16 protein-coding genes and 3 tRNA genes are annotated in these 19,681 nt (G+C 63.2%); 16 read left to right on the forward strand and 3 right to left on the reverse strand.

The genetic code is table 11. From position 1 onward, the window contains the following. Positions 1-28: 28 nt before the first annotated feature. The 3 genes from R5N89_RS04180 to R5N89_RS04190 form a co-directional block, all read right to left on the reverse strand. Positions 29-1,303: a class I SAM-dependent RNA methyltransferase gene (locus R5N89_RS04180; protein ID WP_110568837.1), complete on the reverse strand. Its 1,275-nt coding sequence runs from the start codon at positions 1,301-1,303 to the stop codon at positions 29-31. 11 nt (positions 1,304-1,314) lie between these two features. Further along, on the reverse strand, positions 1,315-2,886 hold the full coding sequence (locus R5N89_RS04185) for a DEAD/DEAH box helicase (protein WP_110568835.1): 1,572 nt from the start codon (positions 2,884-2,886) through the stop codon (positions 1,315-1,317). A gap of 214 nt (positions 2,887-3,100) precedes the next feature. After that, positions 3,101-3,553, reverse strand: coding sequence for a CopD family protein (locus tag R5N89_RS04190; RefSeq protein ID WP_110568833.1), 453 nt, complete (start codon positions 3,551-3,553; stop codon positions 3,101-3,103). Between the two features lie 154 nt (positions 3,554-3,707). Here R5N89_RS04190 and R5N89_RS04195 point away from each other — a divergent pair, with 154 nt between their 5' ends. The 16 genes from R5N89_RS04195 (at position 3,708) to nuoG (ending at position 19,681) form a co-directional block, all read left to right on the forward strand. After that, entirely contained in the window at positions 3,708-5,153 is a 1,446-nt protein-coding gene (locus tag R5N89_RS04195; protein ID WP_110568913.1) for an NAD(P)H-hydrate dehydratase, read from the forward strand. Between the two features lie 81 nt (positions 5,154-5,234). After that, a tRNA-Leu gene (locus tag R5N89_RS04200) sits at positions 5,235-5,319 on the forward strand. 97 nt (positions 5,320-5,416) lie between these two features. Beyond that, entirely contained in the window at positions 5,417-6,754 is a 1,338-nt protein-coding gene (gene tig, locus R5N89_RS04205; RefSeq protein ID WP_110568912.1) for a trigger factor, read from the forward strand. Positions 6,755-7,018: 264 nt separating this feature from the next. Then, positions 7,019-7,654 (forward strand): ATP-dependent Clp protease proteolytic subunit, encoded by a 636-nt coding sequence (locus R5N89_RS04210; protein ID WP_061272180.1) that lies wholly within the window; start codon positions 7,019-7,021, stop codon positions 7,652-7,654. 134 nt (positions 7,655-7,788) lie between these two features. Continuing rightward, on the forward strand, positions 7,789-9,048 hold the full coding sequence (gene clpX, locus R5N89_RS04215) for an ATP-dependent Clp protease ATP-binding subunit ClpX (RefSeq protein WP_078524412.1): 1,260 nt from the start codon (positions 7,789-7,791) through the stop codon (positions 9,046-9,048). 162 nt (positions 9,049-9,210) lie between these two features. Continuing rightward, positions 9,211-11,703, forward strand: a complete 2,493-nt coding sequence (lon, locus tag R5N89_RS04220) for an endopeptidase La (protein ID WP_354680698.1) — start codon at positions 9,211-9,213, stop codon at positions 11,701-11,703. Between the two features lie 181 nt (positions 11,704-11,884). Then, positions 11,885-12,172: an HU family DNA-binding protein gene (locus R5N89_RS04225; protein ID WP_061272185.1), complete on the forward strand. Its 288-nt coding sequence runs from the start codon at positions 11,885-11,887 to the stop codon at positions 12,170-12,172. An 81-nt stretch (positions 12,173-12,253) separates the two neighbouring features. Beyond that, positions 12,254-12,328 (forward strand) — tRNA-Val (locus tag R5N89_RS04230). Between the two features lie 34 nt (positions 12,329-12,362). Continuing rightward, positions 12,363-12,439, forward strand: a tRNA-Asp gene (locus R5N89_RS04235). Between the two features lie 290 nt (positions 12,440-12,729). Then, the gene (locus tag R5N89_RS04240; RefSeq protein ID WP_061272187.1) at positions 12,730-13,095 is read left to right on the forward strand and encodes an NADH-quinone oxidoreductase subunit A; all 366 of its coding nucleotides are present in this window, start codon (positions 12,730-12,732) and stop codon (positions 13,093-13,095) included. 23 nt (positions 13,096-13,118) lie between these two features. Then, positions 13,119-13,700: an NADH-quinone oxidoreductase subunit B family protein gene (locus R5N89_RS04245; protein ID WP_078524409.1), complete on the forward strand. Its 582-nt coding sequence runs from the start codon at positions 13,119-13,121 to the stop codon at positions 13,698-13,700. Between the two features lies 1 nt (position 13,701). Next, positions 13,702-14,361: an NADH-quinone oxidoreductase subunit C gene (locus R5N89_RS04250; protein WP_373320398.1), complete on the forward strand. Its 660-nt coding sequence runs from the start codon at positions 13,702-13,704 to the stop codon at positions 14,359-14,361. Positions 14,362-14,365: 4 nt separating this feature from the next. After that, on the forward strand, positions 14,366-15,622 hold the full coding sequence (locus R5N89_RS04255; protein ID WP_110568827.1) for an NADH-quinone oxidoreductase subunit D: 1,257 nt from the start codon (positions 14,366-14,368) through the stop codon (positions 15,620-15,622). Between the two features lie 5 nt (positions 15,623-15,627). Then, positions 15,628-16,278: an NAD(P)H-dependent oxidoreductase subunit E gene (locus R5N89_RS04260; protein ID WP_110568911.1), complete on the forward strand. Its 651-nt coding sequence runs from the start codon at positions 15,628-15,630 to the stop codon at positions 16,276-16,278. A 5-nt stretch (positions 16,279-16,283) separates the two neighbouring features. Then, entirely contained in the window at positions 16,284-17,609 is a 1,326-nt protein-coding gene (gene nuoF / locus R5N89_RS04265) for an NADH-quinone oxidoreductase subunit NuoF (protein WP_110568825.1), read from the forward strand. Between the two features lie 5 nt (positions 17,610-17,614). Continuing rightward, positions 17,615-19,681, forward strand: coding sequence for an NADH-quinone oxidoreductase subunit NuoG (nuoG, locus tag R5N89_RS04270; protein ID WP_110568823.1), 2,067 nt, complete (start codon positions 17,615-17,617; stop codon positions 19,679-19,681).

Here is a 19,681-nt window from a genome sequence, read left to right on the forward strand (position 1 = left end):
AAGCTTTACCAAAAACTTTTCTCTGTTTTTAGCGCCGGTGATTTTTGCCCGTGCCCGGAAGCTTTAGAACGCACACGGCCTCGACCTCGGTTGACCACAGGAACTGGTCGATCACCGTCAGCCGCTCCAGCCGGTAGCCCAACTGCTGCAACGGGGTCAGGTCACGCTGCAGGGCAGTCGGGTTGCAACTGACATAAATGACATGGCGCGGCTTGCCTGCCACGATCTGCGCCATCTGCGTGCCCGCACCGGCATGGGGCGGATCAAGCACCACGGCCGCAGCCTTGGCCAGTTCGGCCGCCATGACCGGCTGGCGGTTCAGGTCGCGCAGCGCAGGCAGCACGCGGGTGCCCCCACTGGCCTGTTTGAGGCAGGCCAGCGCGGCCCTGTCCCCTTCATAGGCCAGCACCTTGGCATGGGCGGCGAGCGCGAAGGACAGCGTGCCGCAGCCTGCATAAAGCTCGATAATGCCTGCCTTCAGCCCCTTGGTGGGGAGTGCCGCCACCACGGCAGCCCTGATGGCGTCCTCGCCCGCGCGGGCAGGTTGCAGGAAGGCACCGGGCGGCGGGGTAACGCGCACGCCATCAAAATGGTGAAAGACCGGCCCGTTCAGCGCCAGCGTTTCGGGTGGCGTGCCGCCCAGCGAGATGCGCGGTATGCCATGCGCCTTGCTGAACTGCGCCAGAATGCGCCGGTCATTGGCATCCGGCGTGCCATCCATCGTAATCAGCAGGTCCGGCCCGCTATCGAGCAGGTTGATCTGGATGTCACCACCCGCATGCACGCCGGGCAGCGAATGCAGCATGTCGCGCAGCGGCGAGAGCAGGGCAAACAGGGCGGGGTCGAGCAGAGTACATGCGGTCATGTCCACCACATCGCCCCGGCGGCGATGCAGCCCGAGCACGATGCGCCTGCCTTCGCGGCGGAAGGCCAGATCAACGCGCCGCCGTCCCTGTGGGGCAACCTGCACGGTGGCAGGCGTGGGGATGGTATCAAAGCCTGCGCGTTGCAGCGCATCAAGCACGCGTCCGGCCTTCCAGCCCAGCAGGGCAGGCAACGCCATTTGCTGCACGCGGCAGCCACCGCACTGGCCAAACAGGGCGCAGGGCGGCGTGACCCGATCCGGGCTGGGGCTAATGATGCGCTCGAGTGCTGCGTGGGTGCCATGCAGCACTCCAGGTTGCACGACATCGCCCGGCACGGCACCGGGCACGAAGATCCGTCCTGCCGGGGTTTCGGCTATGCCATCCCCGTCATTGCCAAGCGCCACCACCCGGATGGCGCCGGCCATGTCCTGTTCCATGCCTGCTCTGTTTATTCGTCAGCCGGGACGACGGGCTTTTCCCGGCGCGGCAACTGCATGAAGGCCGGGATATCATCGCCAAACCCGGTAATGGCATGGTCAGGAGCCGCCGGAAGCAGGCCCTGATCGCGGCGGCCCGAGCCCATGGCGGGCGCAGAGCGGCTGCGCGAGGGCTTGGGCGCGGGTGCGGCTTCCTCAACCGGCGCAGCAGATGCGGGCGCGGGGGCAGGGGGGGCTGCATTGCTCTTGCGGCGCGAACCGCTTTCGGCACGGGATTTGCGTCGGCCGCCCGCAGGGCGCGGTTCATCCGACCATTCCAGGTTATCCACGCCTTTGACCTCGATTCGGGGTATGGGTTTGCCCGTCAATTTCTCAATGGCCTGGGCAAGGCCTTCCTCGTCGGGCGTGGCGAGGCTGTAGGCATGGCCGGTGCGGCCAGCACGGCCCGTGCGGCCGATTCGGTGCACGTAATCCTCGGCATGGAACGGCAGGTCGAAGTTGAACACATGCGACAGGCCGCCAATGTCGATTCCGCGTGCCGCAATGTCGGAGCAGACGAGGATTTGCAACGCACCCGACTTGAACGCCTCAAGCGTCGAGAACCGGACCGACTGCGGCAGGTCGCCATGCAGCGCACCGGCTGAAAAACCATGCTTGATCAGCGATTTGCACAGCACATCCACATCACGCTTGCGGTTGCAGAACACGATGGCGTTCTGCATGTCCGCCTCACGCAGCAGCTTGCGCAGCGCGCGGCGCTTGTCAGCGCCATCGACAATGGCAAGTCCGGTCTCGATGGTGGAGGCAACCGAGGAGGGGCGGCTGACCGTGATTTCCTTGGGGTTGCTCAGGAACGCATCGGCCAGGCGGCGGATCTCGGGTGCCATCGTGGCCGAGAAGAACAGCGTCTGGCGCAGCGGCGAGAGCATGCCCACGATCTTCTCGATATCGGGGATGAACCCCATGTCGAGCATGCGGTCGGCTTCATCGATCACCAGCAGCTTGGTCTGCGTCAGCAGCAGGCCGCCGCGCTCGAACAGGTCAATCAGGCGGCCCGGCGTTGCAATCAGCACGTCCACGCCACGGTTGAGCACTTCCTTCTGCTCGGCCATGCTCTCGCCGCCAATCAGCAGCGCATGGGTCAGCTTGAGGTGCTTGCCGTAATTGACGAAATTCTCGGCAACCTGCAGGGCCAGTTCGCGCGTGGGCTCAAGGATAAGCGAACGCGGCATGCGCGCCCGGGCACGTGAACCCTGAAGGATCTCGAGCATGGGCAGCGTGAAGGATGCCGTCTTGCCCGTGCCGGTCTGGGCCACGCCAAGCACGTCACGGCCCATCAGCACGTAGGGAATGGCCTGCGCCTGAATGGGGGTGGGATGACGGTATCCCATTTCATCAATGGCGCGCTGGATGGGTTCGGACAGGCCGAGTTCCGAAAACAGGGGCAGCGCCTCTTCCTGCGCCGGGGCGGCCTGCTCTGGCGCGTCAGGCGGCAAGGCCGCTTCCGTGCTGGTGGCGGGGGCCGGGGCTACCGCTTTCTTTGCAGAACGGGTCGGGGCGGGGGACGTTTTTTTGGCGCTCAAATTACTCTCGAACGTATCAGCAGATGAATATGGCCCCGTCCGATTGCCACCGTGTCGCGCTGTATCAGGCTGCCGTCCCTGATGTACCTGCAGCAATGCAGGGAAGGGGAGTGTGGCACACGATGGGGATAAACCCCTCAAAGCGCCACATTCCCCGTGCCTATCGAGATTTGCAATGAAAATCAAGGGGGCGTGAAGTTACGCCCCATATTTGTCAGAAAGGATGGGCCAGGCAGGCGGTGATGATGGTCAGGATGCCGATGCCGGTGTTGAGCAGCACCAGCGAGCGGATCGAGTCGAACTGCCCCGGCTGCGGGCGCATGGCGCGGCGGGCCTTCTGGTAGGGGCCGAAATAGATGCGCGCGAACACGCCTGCCATGATCAGGCCAAGCAGCTGCATGAGATTGATCTGCCACGGCACGACCGCAAACCCGCCCTCGTGATAGATCATGAGCCAGCCGCTCACGAGCACCATGGGCATGGTGTGCCACACGATGCGGAAGAAGCGGTTCAGCGTCTGTAGATGCACCGAGGCGCGCTGCGTTGCATCAAGCAGGTTCAGGCTGGGCCTGAGCACGAAGGCCGCATACATCATGCCGCCAACCCAGGCCGCCATGCCTGTAATGTGGAGTGCGAGCACAAGGCTCCAGACAATGGATAGGGACATGAAGCCTCCTTGCGGGGATAAGGAATAAGGAAAACGCTTACCTGCCATAAAGCAGGATGCGGGATGCTTGTTTCCTCATTCCTGTATCATGTGCAAGGCCAGTGCGGCAGCCAATTGCCGGAAAAAGGGAGAGAACATGCCCGCCAGTGAACAGATGCAGGCCCTTGCGGCCGCCCGCCTCGTGCTGCCCACGCCAGCGCAGATGGGCCAGATCGACGCGGCTGCCGCCCGCAGCGTGCCGGTGTCGACGCTGATGGAAAACGCGGGCCGCGCGGTGGCCCGCGCCATACGCCAGCACATGCGCCCGTGCCGGGTGCTGGTGCTGTGCGGGCCGGGCAATAATGGCGGCGATGGTTATGTGACGGCCCGCAGGCTGGCCGAGCAGGGCTGGCCGGTTTCGGTGGCGGCCCTTGCAACGCCGCGCCCTGGCGGGGAGGAAGCCGCCGCTGCCGCCCTGTGGCACGGCCCGATGGTGCCATTTGCGCCTGAAAGCGCAGCCGCCTTTGATCTGGTGGTCGATGCCGTGTTCGGCGCGGGGCTGAGCCGTGACGTGGCGCCTGATGTGGTGGCCGTGCTCAGGGCTGCGCGGCGCATCGTGGCCATCGACATGCCCAGCGGCGTGGATGGGGCGACAGGCGCCGTGCGCGGTGGCGCCGCACAGGCCGAAATGACGGTCACCTTCTGCCGCCTCAAGCCCGGCCACCTGCTGCTGCCGGGCCGCACGCTGTGCGGGCGCACCGTGCTGGCCGATATCGGCATTCCCGAATCAGTGCTCGGTGAGGTGCCGATTCGCACCTGGCGCAATGAGCCCGGCCTGTGGCGCACGCCTGCCTGCACGGTCACTTCCTATAAATACAGCCGTGGCGTGGTCAGTATCTGTGGCGGGCGCGAGATGCCGGGCGCGGCCCGTCTTTCCGCCGCGGGCGCGCGGGCGGCAGGGGCGGGGCTGGTGCGGCTGGCTGCAGGCGAGAGTGCCGAGGCCTATCGCATGACCGCGCCCGCTGGCCTGATCGTGGATTCCGACCCGCTGGAAACCCTGCTGGAAGACAGGCGCCGCCATGTATGGGTGTGTGGCCCCGGCCTTTCGGTGGCGGAGGTGGCGGCGGTCTTTCCTGCGCTGGCAGGGGCAGGCCGCGCGGTGATTGCCGATGCCGGGGCCTTCAGCATGGCGGCAGGTCACCCCGAGCGGCTGAAGGGGGCCTCCATCATCACGCCGCATATCGGCGAGTTCTCGCGCGTGTTCGGCAAGCCCGGCGCGGACCGGGTGGAAGCCGCGCGCGCGGCGGCAGTGGGCACGGGTGCCGTGACGGTGCTCAAGGGGCCGGATACCATCATCGCCGCACCCGATGGCCGGGTGGCGATCAACGATCACGCCACCCCCATGCTGGGCACGGCAGGCTCGGGCGATACGCTGACCGGCATCATCGCCGCCATGCTCGCCGCGGGCATGCCCGCGTGGGAGGCCGCCTGCGCCGGGGTCTGGCTGCATGGCGATGCAGCGCGGCATGCGGGCGAATGGCCGCTGGCCGAGGATTTCGACCGCCACATCGGCGCGGCCCGCCACCGGGCGGAGGCGCAGGCGAAAAAAGTTTTCGGCTGAAAAGCCCAATCCTTTTCCCTTCGCATCTTGCCCCATGGCCTGTGGTGCGCTAAAGCCGCGCGCTTACAGGCTGGGCACTGTGCGGGCGTGGTGGAATTGGTAGACACGCCAGATTTAGGTTCTGGTGGCGCAAGCCGTGGGGGTTCAAGTCCCTCCGCCCGTACCAATGATCCCGGCAAGTCGCGTTATGCGAGCAGACGTGGTGGCCCCAACCGGCTTCTTGCGTTCTTTGACACGTTCTGACCGAGAGGATGGCCTGGCAGATGCAGGTTACTGAAACGCTTTCCGATGGCCTGAAGCGCGGTTTCACCGTTACGGTGCCCGCAGCAGAAATCGAGAGCAAGCGCACCGCGCGCCTGAAAGAAGTTGGACAGTCCATGAAGCTGCCGGGTTTCCGCCCGGGCAAGGTGCCGATGAGCATCCTGCAGCAGCGTTTTGGCGAATCCGTGCAGGGTGAGGTGATGGAGCAGGTCGTAAGCGACGCGACCCGCACCCTGCTTGACGAGCGCGGCCTGCGCCCTGCCATGCAGCCGAAGGTTGACCTCGTTTCCGGCAGCGAGCCGGGCAGTAAGGAAGACCTGAAGTTCACGGTCGAGTTCGAGATCCTGCCCGAGATCACCATTCCCGACCTGTCCACCCTGTCGCTCGAGCGCCTCAAGTCCGAGGTGAATGCCGAGACGGTGGACAAGGCGCTCAAGGAAATCGCCAGCCGCCAGCGCGAGTTCGAGAAGGTCGAGGAAGACCGCCCCGCCGCCGATGGCGACGTGGTGAGCGTGGACTTCGTGGGCAAGGTTGACGGCACGGCCTTTGAAGGCGGTTCCGCTGACGACGTGAACGTCGAACTCGGCGGCGCGGGCTTCATCCCCGGTTTCGCCGAGCAGATCGTGGGCATGAAGGCCGGTGAAGAAAAAGTGATCACCGTCACCTTCCCCGCCGATTACGGCGCGGAGCACCTTGCGGGCAAGGAAGCGACCTTCGACATCAAGGTGAAGGAACTCAAGCGCCCGGTCGAAGCCAAGATCGACGACGAGCTGGCCAAGAAGCTCGGCTTCGAGGGGCTTGAGCAGGTGCGCGAGCTGATCACGCAGCAGGTCACGCAGGAATACGACCAGCTTTCCCGCCTGCGCCTCAAGCGCGAGCTGCTCGACAAGCTGGCCGAAAAGACCGACTTCCAGGCGCCTCCGGGCATGGTGGATGCCGAGTTCAGCCAGATCTGGGCCCGCATCGAGGAAGACCGCAAGGCCGGCCGCCTCGATGAGGAAGACAAGGGCAAGGACGAGGACACGCTGCGCGCCGACTATCGCAAGATTGCCGAACGCCGCGTGAAACTTGGCCTCCTGCTTGCCGAAATCGGCCGTGTGAACAACATCACCGTGACGCAGGAAGAAATCGTTCACGCCGTTCGGGCCGAAGCCGCGCGCTATCCGGGTCAGGAACAGGCCGTGTTCGAATATTTCGGCAAGAACCCGCAGGCGATCGATGGCCTGCGTGGCCCGATCTTCGAGAACAAGGTCATCGACTACATCGTCGAGCTGGCCAAGGTCGAGGATAAGGTCGTGACGCCGGAAGAACTGGCCGAAATGCCGGAAGCTGACGTCTGATCCGCTCTGGCGGCATAGGTAACGCCTGCGGCGCGCGGAAGGGGACTTCCGCGCGCCGTATGTGTTTGTGGACAGGTGAACACGCGCGGATTGTGCGGCCCGTTTCTGGCAAAATGACAGGGGTGGGGTGGTATCTGGCGTGTTTGTCTCTATTTTGTCATAAGTAACCGGGAAGGGTCCGGCTGCGCCAGCGCTGTCCGTGCCTCCTGCACCGGGCGCGTAACGTGGAACGGGCCCTTGCTTTTCAGGATCGGGAATATGGCTATGAGGGATCGGGATCCCGTAGAGATCTTCAATAACGCTCTGGTACCGATGGTGGTCGAACAGACCTCCCGCGGGGAACGGGCATTCGACATCTATTCCCGCCTTCTGCAGGAACGGATCATCTTTCTCACCGGGCCGGTCTATGATCAGGTCTCGGCGCTGGTTTCCGCGCAGCTGCTTTATCTGGAAAGCGTGAACCCCAGCAAGGAAATCTCGTTCTACATCAACAGCCCCGGCGGCGTGGTGTCGGCGGGGCTCGCCATCTACGACACCATGCAGTACATCCGCTGCCCCGTCAGCACGGTGTGCATCGGGCAGGCGGCGTCGATGGGGTCGCTGCTGCTGGCCGGTGGCGAGAAGGGGCGGCGATTCGCGCTGCCCAATTCACGCGTCATGGTGCACCAGCCTTCGGGCGGGGCGCAGGGGCAGGCCAGCGACATTGAGATCCAGGCGCAGGAAATCCTGACCATCCGCCAGCGCCTGAACGAGATCTACAAGGAGCACACCGGCCGCACGCTTGAGGAGATCGAGCAGAAGCTGGAGCGCGACAGCTACATGTCAGCGGAAGAGGCGCAGGCATTCGGCATCGTGGATGAAGTGGTCCGTCGTAACGTTGCATCAAAACCTGCAGAGTAATCTGCATCAGGGGGCGCGTTCGCAGGCGCGCTCCCGGCCCCGGTGGGGAAGGGTTGCCTGCGGCGGTCCAGGCAGCGTTTCCTGCCCGGTCGCAAGGTATGGAGAAGTTCCCCTGAGTGGGAATAGGAGCGGTTATGAATAACAAATCCGGCGATTCCAAAAATACGCTTTACTGCTCGTTCTGTGGCAAGTCGCAGCATGAGGTCCGCAAACTGATCGCCGGTCCCACCGTGTTCATTTGCGATGAATGCGTCGAATTGTGCATGGATATCATCCGTGAGGAGCACAAGACGCATCTGGTCAAATCGCGCGACGGGGTGCCTACGCCGCGTGAAATCTGCAAGATTCTCGATGATTACGTCATCGGCCAGGGTCATGCGAAGAAGGTGCTGTCGGTAGCGGTGCACAACCACTACAAGCGCCTCGCCCATGCCCAGAAGAACAATGATGTCGAGATTGCAAAATCCAACATCATGCTCATCGGCCCCACCGGCTCGGGCAAGACCCTGCTGGCCCAGACGCTCGCCCGCATCCTTGACGTGCCCTTCACCATGGCCGACGCCACCACCCTGACCGAAGCGGGCTACGTGGGCGAGGATGTGGAGAACATCATCCTCAAGCTGCTGCAGGCGGCCGACTACAATGTGGAGAAGGCCCAGCGCGGCATTGTCTACATCGACGAGATCGACAAGATCTCGCGCAAGTCGGACAACCCTTCCATCACCCGCGATGTCAGCGGCGAGGGCGTGCAGCAGGCCCTGCTCAAGATCATGGAAGGCACGGTTGCTTCCGTGCCGCCGCAGGGCGGGCGCAAGCACCCGCAGCAGGAATTCCTGCAGGTGGACACCACCAACATGCTGTTCATCTGCGGCGGCGCGTTTGCGGGGCTCGACAAGATCATCAGCGCGCGCGGCAAGGGTTCGGGCATCGGCTTTGGTGCCGATGTGCAGTCGCCCGACGAGCGGCGCATGGGTGCCGTGCTGCGTGAGGTTGAGCCCGAGGATCTGCTGAAATTCGGCCTGATCCCCGAATTCATCGGTCGCCTGCCCGTGGTCGCCACGCTGGAAGATCTTGATGAGGCCGCCCTGATCGAGATCCTGACCAAGCCCAAGAACGCGCTCGTCAAGCAGTATGCCCGCCTGTTCCAGATGGAGGACGTGCAGCTCACCTTCACCGAGGATGCGCTGCGTCAGGTCGCCCAGCGCGCCATTGCCCGTCGCACGGGCGCGCGTGGCCTGCGCGCCATTCTCGAAAGCATCCTGCTGTCGACCATGTTCGACCTTCCCGGCCTGAAGAATGTCGAGGAAGTGGTGGTCAACAAGGAAGTGGCCGAGGGCAAGGCGCAGCCTGTCTATGTGTATGGCAAGAACCAGCCGGCCGAACAGTCCGCCTGACGGTCTGGCCGCTTTACGCCGAATTGTCGCCACCGGGCTTGTGGTGGCGGCGCGTCGTGACAACATTGAAGTGAGGTTGTCGCATATGCGGCGCAACGGATGGGCAGGCCACATGCTTGGGTGCCCATCCGGGATCGTCCATCAGGAGGTCAAAAAAACAATATGTCTGAAACTGACAGACTGACTCCCGCGCCTGAAGGCACGGAAACCACCGATACCAACACCGCCGGCACCCCCGTCGCCACCACGCGTGGCGCGGAGGAAGCTGATGACGATACGCGTGACACGATTGCTGTCCTGCCCCTGCGCGATATTGTTGTCTTTCCGCACATGATCGTGCCGCTGTTCGTGGGGCGTGAGAAATCCGTCCGCGCGCTGGAAGCCGTAACGCGCAGCGACAAGCAGATCCTGCTCGTGGCCCAGAAGAACGCGGCGCAGGATGACCCTACGCCCGAGGATATCTACCGCTACGGCACGGTCTCCACCATCCTGCAGCTGCTCAAGCTGCCCGATGGCACGGTCAAGGTGCTTGTTGAAGGCGGCAGGCGCGCCCACATTACCGCTCTGCACGAGGTCGATGGCCATTTCGAGGCCGAGATCGAGGACGTGCCCGAGCAGGAAACCGATGGCAAGGAAGCCGAGGCCATTGGCCGCACGCTGATCGGCCAGTTCGAGCAGTACATCAAGCTGAACAAGAAGATCGCGCCCGAGGTGCTGGTCTCCCTCAACCAGATTGATGACCTGTCGAAGCTGGCGGACACCATTGCCAGCCATCTGAACCTGAAGATTCCCGAAAAGCAGGAAATCCTCGAGATCCAGGACGTGAATGCGCGTCTGGAGCGGGTTTTCGCGCATATGGAAGCCGAGATCGGCGTGCTTCAGGTTGAAAAGCGCATCCGTAACCGCGTGAAGCGGCAGATGGAAAAGACCCAGCGCGAGTACTACCTCAACGAGCAGCTCAAGGCGATCCAGAAGGAACTTGGCGAAGGCGAGGACGGCAAGGACGAAACCGCCGAACTTGAGGAAAAGATCGCCAAGACCAAGCTGAGCAAGGAAGCGCGCGAAAAGGCCATGGCCGAGCTGAAGAAGCTGCGGAGCATGAGCCCGATGTCGGCCGAGTCGACGGTGGTGCGCAACTATCTCGACTGGATTCTGGGCATTCCGTGGAAGAAGCGCTCGAAGGTCCGCCATGACCTGTCCGAGGCCCAGAAGGTGCTCGACACCGACCATTACGGGCTGGAGAAGGTCAAGGAACGCATCATCGAGTATCTGGCCGTGCAGAGTCGCGCCCAGAAGCTCAAGGGGCCGATCCTGTGCCTTGTGGGGCCGCCAGGCGTGGGCAAGACCTCGCTGGCCAAATCCATCGCCAAGGCGACGGGGCGGCAGTATGTGCGCATGTCGCTTGGTGGCATGCGCGATGAGGCCGAGATCCGTGGCCACCGCCGCACCTATATCGGCTCCATGCCCGGCAAGATCATCCAGGGCATGAAGAAGGCCAAGACCTCGAATCCGCTCTTCCTGCTTGATGAGATCGACAAGCTTGGCGCCGACTGGCGCGGCGATCCGTCTTCCGCACTGCTGGAGGTGCTGGACCCCGAGCAGAATTCAACCTTTGGCGATCACTATCTCGAGGTCGATTATGACCTGTCGGATGTGATGTTCATCACCACCGCCAACAGCCTGAACATGCCCCAGCCGCTGCTGGACCGCATGGAGATCATCCGCCTGTCGGGTTACACCGAGGATGAGAAGGTCGAGATTGCCAAGCGCCACCTGCTGGGCAAGCAGACGGAGGCCAACAACCTCAAGCCGGGCGAGTGGTCGGTGTCCGATGATGCCCTGCGTGAGCTGATTCGCAGCTACACGCGTGAGGCCGGTGTGCGTAACCTCGAGCGCGAAATTGCGACACTGGCCCGCAAGGCCGTGACCGAGATCGTGACCGGCAAGGCCAAGACCGTGGCGATCACGGCCGAAAACCTTGAAAAATACGCGGGCGTGAAGCGCTTCCGCCACGGTGAGACCGAGTCGGAAGACATGGTCGGAGTCGTGACCGGGCTGGCCTGGACCGAAGTGGGCGGAGAAATCCTGACCATCGAAAGCGTGATGGTGCCGGGCAAGGGCAACATCAAGCTGACCGGCAAGCTTGGCGACGTGATGAAGGAAAGTGTCGCGGCAGCCCTGTCCTACGTGCGTAGCCGTGCGGTGACCTTTGGCATCAGCCCCGCCCTGTTTGAAAAGCGCGACCTGCACGTGCATGTGCCTGAGGGTGCCACGCCCAAGGATGGTCCTTCGGCCGGTATCGGCATGGCCACCTCGATCGTGAGCGTGATGACGGGCATCCCCGTGCGGCGCGACGTGGGCATGACCGGCGAAATCACGCTGCGTGGCCGCGTGCTGCCGATTGGCGGCCTGAAGGAGAAGCTGCTGGCCGCCCACCGCGCGGGCCTCAAGACCATCTTCATCCCCAAGGATAACGAGAAGGATCTGGTCGATATCCCCACGGTGGTGACCGAGGCGCTGACCATCCTGCCGGTTTCGCATGTGGATGAAGTGATTGGCCAGGCACTGGTGGAAAAGCCCGAGCCGATCGAATGGACGGAGCCGGCAGCAGCCTCCTCCGTCGAAGGAGCCGCAACACCTGCATTGACGCATTGAGCGCCGTAGGGCAGGGGTGCGTGGTCGCAAAATTGTCATGATGGAGGGGAATGACGGTTTTCTCTGTCATTCCCCGAATTCTGTTGGTTGACGTGAGAAAAAACAGCGGCATAGTGCGAGCAGAAATGCGGCGCGATGTTTGAATGATTGCGTAAGCGCACAGTACAAAGAAAGGCGTAAAATGGAGAAGCCACTTAACAAGCAGGAACTGGTTGCTGCGGTAGCCGAGGAAGCCGATCTGGCCAAAGCCAAGGCTGGCGAAGTGGTTGATGCGGTTTTCGGTGCGATCGAAAAGGCGCTGGCAAACAATCAGGAAGTCCGTCTGGTCGGTTTTGGCACGTTCGTTACGGCGACCCGCAAGGCCGCCAAGGGCCGCAACCCCCGCACGGGTGAACCGCTGGACATTCCGGAATCCACGTCCGTGCGTTTCAAGCCGGGCAAGAACCTGAAGGAAGCGGTCAGCAAGTAAGACCGCCTGTTTCAGGAAAAAAAGAGGGGGCAATCCATTTTCCGGGTTGCCCCCTTTTTTGTAATCCCTTACTAGGGGCGCGGGCGATTAGCTTAGCGGTAGAGCATCTCGTTTACACCGAGAGGGTCGGCGGTTCGATCCCGTCATCGCCCACCATGTTTTCCTGTATCCGTGCAGGGACATGCCCCATGCGGGTGTAGCTCAGTTGGTTAGAGCGCCGGCCTGTCACGCCGGAGGTCGCGGGTTCGAGCCCCGTCACTCGCGCCATTATGGCGCAGCCCATCATAATGTTCCGCACCACGCCAGATGCCATTGCACTGGCGTTTTTTTGTGCCCGTTTTTCCACACGGAAAAATGAGAATAATAAATCGTACCATTATAGTCATGACAGAGCAGTGTTAACGGAAGTGTTACTGTATTCAGCCTCACGGTAATGTTCATGAGTGCACACGGTTAAGTAACTGTTCCCCCCACCGGGTTGGGTCTAGCATCCCTTCAGCCACATATAAGTCGATAAAGACACCGGGCGGCGTATTAACAGGTTGGGAACACGGAAGATGCATTCCGTTATCGCTGATTATTTGCCCGTACTGATATTCGGGTGCATTGCTGTGGTGATCGCGGGAGCCATGCTGGGCAGTTCGCTGCTTTTTGGTCACCAGAAACCCTATGCCGAGAAAACGTCGGCCTATGAATGTGGTTTCGAGGCATTTGACAATGCCCGCCGCCGGTTTGACGTGCGGTTCTATCTGGTGGCGATCCTGTTCATCATTTTCGACCTTGAGGTCGCTTTCCTCTTTCCCTGGGCGCTCAGCCTGTCGCGCATCGGCTGGTTCGGCTTTGCATCCATGATGGGTTTCCTCGGCGTTCTGGTCGTCGGCTTCATTTACGAATGGAGCAAGGGCGCGCTGGACTGGGATTGAGCATGACAAGGGGAGGCGCCCCAATGGGCAACGATGATACCTCAGGGCCAGGCCGGCCCGCTGACAGCATTGCCTGGAACCGCGACATGCTGCCTCCGGGTCCGGAGCAGGATGCGGTGATAAAAGGCATCACCGGTGAGATGACGGAAAAGGGCTTTGTCGTCGCCAGTCTCGACAAGTTGGTCAACTGGGGGCGCACGGGCAGCCTGTGGCCCATGTCGTTCGGGCTGGCATGTTGCGCGGTGGAGATGATCCACGCCTACATGCCGCGCTATGACCTTGACCGCATGGGCATCATTCCGCGCGGTTCGCCGCGCCAGTCCGATGTGATGATCGTGGCGGGCACGCTGACCAACAAGATGGCCCCGGCCCTGCGGCGCGTGTACGACCAGATGGCCGAGCCGCGCTGGGTCATCTCCATGGGGTCATGCGCCAATGGGGGCGGGTATTACCATTATTCCTACTCCGTCGTGCGCGGGTGCGACCGGATCGTGCCGGTGGATGTGTATGTGCCCGGCTGCCCGCCCACGGCGGAAGCGCTGATCTACGGCATCCTGCAACTGCAGAAGAAGATCCGCAGGACAGGGACAATCCGCCGTGGCTGATGTGCAGAACCTTCCCGCCACCACCGGGCCGCGCGGCGTTACGGGCAGCCTTGGGGCCATCAGCTTCCGGCTTTCCACCACCGTGCCGGGCATCATGTCCGCTGGTATCGAAAAGGGCGAACTGGTGGTGCGCACCACGCGTGAGCGGCTGCTCCCCCTCATGGCCATGCTGCGTGATGACCCGCTTTATACCTGCCAGCAGGTGATGGACATATGCGGCGTGGACTTTCCCGACCGGGCCGAGCGGTTCGAGGTGGTCTACAACCTGCTTTCGGTCACCCATAACCACCGCATCCGCGTGATCGTGACCACGGATGAGACCCATCCCGTGCCGTCGGTGCACCAGCTCTGGCCTGCCGCCACATGGTGGGAGCGCGAGGCGTATGACCTGTTTGGCATCCTGTTCACCGACCAGCCGGATCTGCGGCGCATCCTGACCGATTACGGCTTCGAGGGGCATCCGCTGCGCAAGGACTTCCCGCTGACCGGCTATGTCGAGATGCGGTACGACGAGGAACGGCGGCAGGTGGTCTATGAGCCGGTCGACCTGGTGCAGGACTTCCGCAATTTCGACTTTGAATCGCCATGGGAAGGCATCCTGACCCTGCCGGGCGATGAAAAGGCCCATGCCGACCGCCACGACATCAAGCGAAAGGGCTGAGCCGATGAGCGATGTCACACTGCGTAGCGATACGGACATTCCCGACAGCCTGCTGCCAGAAGAGCCCGATGGCGAGGTGAAGCGCCATGTGGTGGAAATTGACTCCCACGCGCTGAACTTCGGCCCCCAGCACCCCTCCGCCCATGGCGTGCTGCGGCTGGTGCTGGAAATGGAGGGCGAGGTCGTGGCCCGTGCCATTCCGCATGTGGGGCTCTTGCATCGTGGCACGGAAAAGCTGATCGAATACAAGACCTACCCCAAGGCGCTGCCCTATTTCGACCGGCTCGATTACGTCTCGCCCATGTGCGAGGAGCAGGCGTTTGCGCTGGCGGTGGAAAAGCTGCTCAACATCGAGGCCCCGGACCGCGCGAAGTGGATCCGGGTCATGTTTGCCGAGATCACGCGCATTCTCAACCACATCCTCAACCTCACCTCCTTCGGGCTTGACTGCGGTGCGCTCACGCCTGCGCTGTGGGGGTATGAGGAACGCGAGAAGCTGATCGAGTTCTATGAGGCCGCGTCCGGCGCGCGCTTTCATGCCAACTACGTCCGCCCCGGCGGCGTGTCACGCGACCTGCCTGCCGGGCTGGAGGAGCGCATTGCCAACTGGGCGCGCACCTTCCCGCAATGGATTGATGACCTTGAATCCCTGCTGACCAGCAACCGGATCTGGAAGCAGCGCACGGTGGGCATTGGCGTGTTCACCACCGAGCAGGCGCTGGCCTGGGGCTTTAGCGGCCCATGCCTGCGGGCTTCGGGCGTGCCGTGGGATCTGCGGCGCAGCCAGCCCTACGATAATTACGACAAGGTGCAGTTCAACGTGCCCGTAGGCCGGCAGGGTGACTGCTACGACCGTTATCTCGTGCGCGTGGCCGAGATGCGCGAGAGTGTCAGCATCATCAACCAGTGCCTCGAGCAGATCCGCCCCGGCCCGGTAAAAGTGCGTGACCACAAGATCACGCCACCGCCACGGCGCGAGATGAAGCGCTCGATGGAAGCGCTGATCCATCACTTCAAGTTGTTTACCGAAGGCTATCATGTGCCTCCCGGCGCCACCTACACCGTGACCGAAACGCCCAAGGGCGAGTTTGGCGTGTATCTGGTGGCTGATGGCAGCAACCGGCCGTATCGCTGCAAGATCCGGCCCACGGGTTTTTCCCATCTCCAGGCAATCGACGAGATGTCGCGCCGCCACATGCTGGCGGATGCCGTGGCCATTATCGGGTCGCTCGACCTGGTGTTTGGCGAGATTGACAGGTGACCGACATGTCTACCCAGCCCAATGCGCCCGCAGGCGTGGAACCCACCCATTTCGCATTCGATGCCGAGAGCGAGCGGCAGATTGCGGTCATTCTTGCCAAATACCCGCCCGAGCGCAAGGCAAGCGGCGTGCTGCCCCTGCTTTACGTGGTGCAGAAGCAGATGGGCCGCCAGACCGGCAGCGCGTGGATACCGCGCATCGCCATGGATGTGGTGGCCGGGCGCCTCGAGATGGCCCCGATCCGCGTGTATGAGGTCGCGACCTTCTACCTCATGTTCAACACGAAGCCGATTGGCCGCTACCACCTGCAGGTGTGCACCACCACCTCGTGCTGGCTGCGCGGGTCGGATGATGTGACGGCGGCGTGCAAGGCGGCCACGGGCATCAGGGCGTTTGGCGAGACCAGCGCGGATGGCCTGTTCACCCTGACGGAGGTGGAATGCCTCGGCGCCTGCGCCAATGCCCCGATTTTGCAGGTTGATGATGATTACTATGAAGATCTCGATGGCCCGCGCACGCTTGAGCTGATCGAGGCGCTGAAGCGGGGCGAACGCCCCACGCCCGGCCCCACCATCGACCGCCTCAACTCGGCCCCTGCGGGCGGGTGCAAGGTACTGGTGGATGATGCGGCGGCCAAGCCGCAGGGGCAGGGGTAAAGCGCATGTTGCACGACAAGGACCGCATCTTCACCAACCTGTATGGCCAGAATGACTGGACGCTGGCCGGGGCCCGCGCCCGGGGCGACTGGGATGGCACGGCGGAAATTCTGGCGCGCGGGCGCGATGCCATCATCGGCGAGATGAAGGCATCGGGCCTGCGCGGGCGCGGCGGCGCAGGTTTTCCCACCGGGGTCAAATGGTCGTTCATGCCAAAGAAGAATGATGGGCGGCCGCATTACCTCGTCATCAATGGTGATGAATCCGAACCCGGCACCTGCAAGGACCGCGAGATCCTGCGCCACGACCCGCACAAGCTGGTTGAAAGTGCGCTGATCGCCTCCTTCGCCATGGGGGCGCATGCGGCCTACATCTATATTCGCGGCGAGTTCTACAACGAGGCCATGCACCTCCAGCACGCCATTGACGAGGCATATGAAGCAGGCCTGATCGGCCCGAACGCCTGCGGCTCGGGCTGGGATTTCGACTTCTACATCCATCGCGGCGCGGGTGCTTACATATGCGGCGAGGAAACGGCCCTGCTTGAAAGCCTTGAGGGCAAGAAGGGCCAGCCGCGCATGAAGCCGCCTTTCCCTGCCGCCATGGGCCTGTATGGCTGCCCCACCACGGTCAATAACGTGGAAAGCATTGCGGTTTCCGCCACCATCCTGCGGCGCGGGGCGGCATGGTTCTCGGGCCTTGGGCGGCCCAATAACGCGGGCAGCAAGCTCATGGCCATATCAGGCCACGTCAACACGCCCTGCGTGTTTGAAGAAGAGCTGGGCGTGCCGATGCGCGAGATCATTGAAAAGCATGGCGGCGGCGTGCGCGGCGGGTGGGACAACCTGCTGGCCGTCATCCCCGGTGGCTGCTCGGTGCCCATGCTGCCGCGCGATGTGTGCGAGACTGTGCTGATGGATTACGACAGCCTGCGCGCCGAAGGCTCCGGCCTTGGCACGGGCTGCATGATTGTCATGGACAAATCCACCGACATCATCGCGGCCATCGCCCGGTTCTCGAAATTCTTCAAGCATGAAAGCTGTGGCCAGTGCACGCCCTGCCGCGAAGGCACGGGCTGGATGATGCGCATCATGGAACGCATGGTGGAGGGGCGCGCCGAGATCGAGGAAATCGACATGCTCGAGCAGGTCACCCGCCAGGTGGAAGGCCACACCATCTGCGCGTTGGGCGATGCGGCGGCCTGGCCCATCCAGGGCCTGATCCGCCGGTTTCGCCCGGTAATGGAGGAACGCATCCACGCCTATAAGGCGGCCCATGGCGGCGGGCGCGCAGTGCAGGTGCCCACCGGCCTTGTTGAAGCGGCGGAGTAGGAACAGTGGTCAAAGTAACCGTTGACGGTATTGTTGTTGATGTAGCCCCCGGTTCTTCCGCGCTGCAGGCATGCGAGGCGGCGGGCAAGGAAATACCGCGTTTTTGTTACCATGAGCGGCTGTCGGTGGCGGGCAACTGCCGCATGTGCCTTGTGGAAGTATCAGGCGGGCGCAAGCCGGTGGCGTCATGCGGCTTTCCCATCAGCAATGGCATGCAGATCTTTACCGACACCGAGGTGGTGCGCCGCGCGCGCCGCGCGGTGATGGAGTTCCTGCTCATCAACCACCCGCTTGACTGCCCCATCTGCGACCAGGGGGGCGAGTGCGACCTGCAGGACCAGGCCTTCGGCTACGGGGCGGACCATTCGCGCTACCGCGAGAACAAGCGCGCGGTGACCGACAAGTATCTCGGCCCGCTGGTCAAGACGGTCATGACGCGCTGCATCCAGTGCACGCGCTGCATCCGCTTTTCCACCGAGGTGGCGGGTGTTCCGGAACTCGGCGGCGTATCACGCGGCGAGAACCTCGAGATCACCAATTACGTCGAGAAGGCGCTGACATCAGAACTGTCAGGCAACCTGATCGATATCTGCCCTGTCGGCGCGCTGACCTCGCAGCCCTACGCCTTCAGCGCGCGGCCCTGGGAACTCAAGCGCACGGACTCGATTGATGTATGCGATGCGGTGGGCACCAACATCGTCATGCAGGCACGCGGTGCGTCGGTGCTGCGCATCGTGCCGCGCATCAATGATGAAGTGAATGAGGAATGGCTGGCCGACAAGGGGCGCTTCGTGGTCGATGGCTTCCGCCGCCGCCGCCTTGACCGGCCCTGGGTGCGGGTGGAAGGCAGGTTGCAGCCCGCAAGCTGGGCGGATGCGTTCTCGCTCATCGCAACGCGCTTCAAGGGCGTGCCCGGCGCGCGTATTGGCGCGATCGCGGGTGACATGTGCGACGCCGAGAGCCTGATGGCGCTGAAAGACCTGATGGGCATGCTCGGCTCACCCAATATCGACTGCCGTCAGGACGGCGCGCGTTACGATACGTCGCGCCGCGACTTCTATACTTTCAATACCGGTATTGCCGGCATTGACGAGGCGGATGCGCTGCTGATCGTAGGTTCCATCCCCCGGCAGGAAGCTCCGGTGCTCAATGCCCGCATCCGCAGGCGGTTTGTCGATGCGGGGCGGGGCAAATTCCCCATCGCCATGATCGGCGCGCCCAATGCCGACCCGACCTACACCGCCACCGTGCTGGGCGAGGGGCCGGATGTGCTGGCAAAACTCGCCGCAGGCGAACTGCCCTTTGCCGAGGTGCTGGCCAACGCCAAGAACCCCATGATCATCGTGGGCCACGGTGCGCTGACCCGTCCTGACGGGCAGGCCATTGCAAAGGCGTGCTGGGATCTGGCTGTGCAGGTGAATGCCATCCGCCCCGACTGGCACGGCTTCAACGTGCTGCACACGGCGGCCAGCCGGATGGCGGGGCTGGACCTCGGCCTCGTGCCCGGCCCGCAGGGGCGTGACGTGGCGGGCATGCTCGGTGGCGGGGTGGACGTGCTATGGCTGATGGGCGCCGATGAGTTCGCGGTGCAGGACATCGGGCCGGACACGTTCGTCATCTATCAGGGCCACCATGGTGATGCGGGGGCGGCGCGGGCGGATGTGATCCTGCCCGGCGCGCTCTATGCCGAAAAGCCAGGCACCTACACCAATACCGAAGGGCGCGTGCAACGCGCCTTCCGCGCGGTCATGCCGCCAGGCGAGGCACGTGAGGACTGGCGCATCCTGCGGGCCTTCTCGGAGGTGGTGGGCCGCAAGCTGCCCTATGACAACCTCGAGGCCCTGCGCGCGCGCATCGCGCAGGCGCACCCGGCTTACGGGCAGGCGGAACACGCCCGGCCTGGCGCGTCAGACACCACGGCGCCGCAGGCAGGCAGCGTGGCGGTTGCGACAACGGCTTTTTACCCGGTCATTGCCGATTATTACCTGACCCATGCCGTGTGCCGCGCAAGCCCGACCATGGAAACCTGTTCGGGGATTTACGTGCGCCCCGCAATCGAGGCGGCGGAGTAG

The organism is Komagataeibacter sucrofermentans DSM 15973, assembly GCF_040581405.1.
Classification (GTDB): domain Bacteria; phylum Pseudomonadota; class Alphaproteobacteria; order Acetobacterales; family Acetobacteraceae; genus Komagataeibacter; species Komagataeibacter sucrofermentans.

Excerpts from the sequence above, each read along its gene's own strand:
- R5N89_RS04225 (WP_061272185.1), top strand. The coding sequence starts at position 11,885 with ATGGAGAAGCCACTTAACAAGCAGGAACTGGTTGCTGCGGTAGCCGAG.
- R5N89_RS04190 (WP_110568833.1), bottom strand. The coding sequence starts at position 3,553 with ATGTCCCTATCCATTGTCTGGAGCCTTGTGCTCGCACTCCACATTACA.
- clpX (WP_078524412.1), top strand. The coding sequence starts at position 7,789 with ATGAATAACAAATCCGGCGATTCCAAAAATACGCTTTACTGCTCGTTC.
- R5N89_RS04260 (WP_110568911.1), top strand. The coding sequence starts at position 15,628 with ATGTCTACCCAGCCCAATGCGCCCGCAGGCGTGGAACCCACCCATTTC.
- R5N89_RS04180 (WP_110568837.1), bottom strand. The coding sequence starts at position 1,303 with ATGGAACAGGACATGGCCGGCGCCATCCGGGTGGTGGCGCTTGGCAAT.
- R5N89_RS04210 (WP_061272180.1), top strand. The coding sequence starts at position 7,019 with ATGAGGGATCGGGATCCCGTAGAGATCTTCAATAACGCTCTGGTACCG.
- tig (WP_110568912.1), top strand. The coding sequence starts at position 5,417 with ATGCAGGTTACTGAAACGCTTTCCGATGGCCTGAAGCGCGGTTTCACC.
- R5N89_RS04195 (WP_110568913.1), top strand. The coding sequence starts at position 3,708 with ATGCAGGCCCTTGCGGCCGCCCGCCTCGTGCTGCCCACGCCAGCGCAG.
- nuoF (WP_110568825.1), top strand. The coding sequence starts at position 16,284 with ATGTTGCACGACAAGGACCGCATCTTCACCAACCTGTATGGCCAGAAT.
- lon (WP_354680698.1), top strand. The coding sequence starts at position 9,211 with ATGTCTGAAACTGACAGACTGACTCCCGCGCCTGAAGGCACGGAAACC.
- R5N89_RS04255 (WP_110568827.1), top strand. The coding sequence starts at position 14,366 with ATGAGCGATGTCACACTGCGTAGCGATACGGACATTCCCGACAGCCTG.
- R5N89_RS04240 (WP_061272187.1), top strand. The coding sequence starts at position 12,730 with ATGCATTCCGTTATCGCTGATTATTTGCCCGTACTGATATTCGGGTGC.
- R5N89_RS04245 (WP_078524409.1), top strand. The coding sequence starts at position 13,119 with ATGGGCAACGATGATACCTCAGGGCCAGGCCGGCCCGCTGACAGCATT.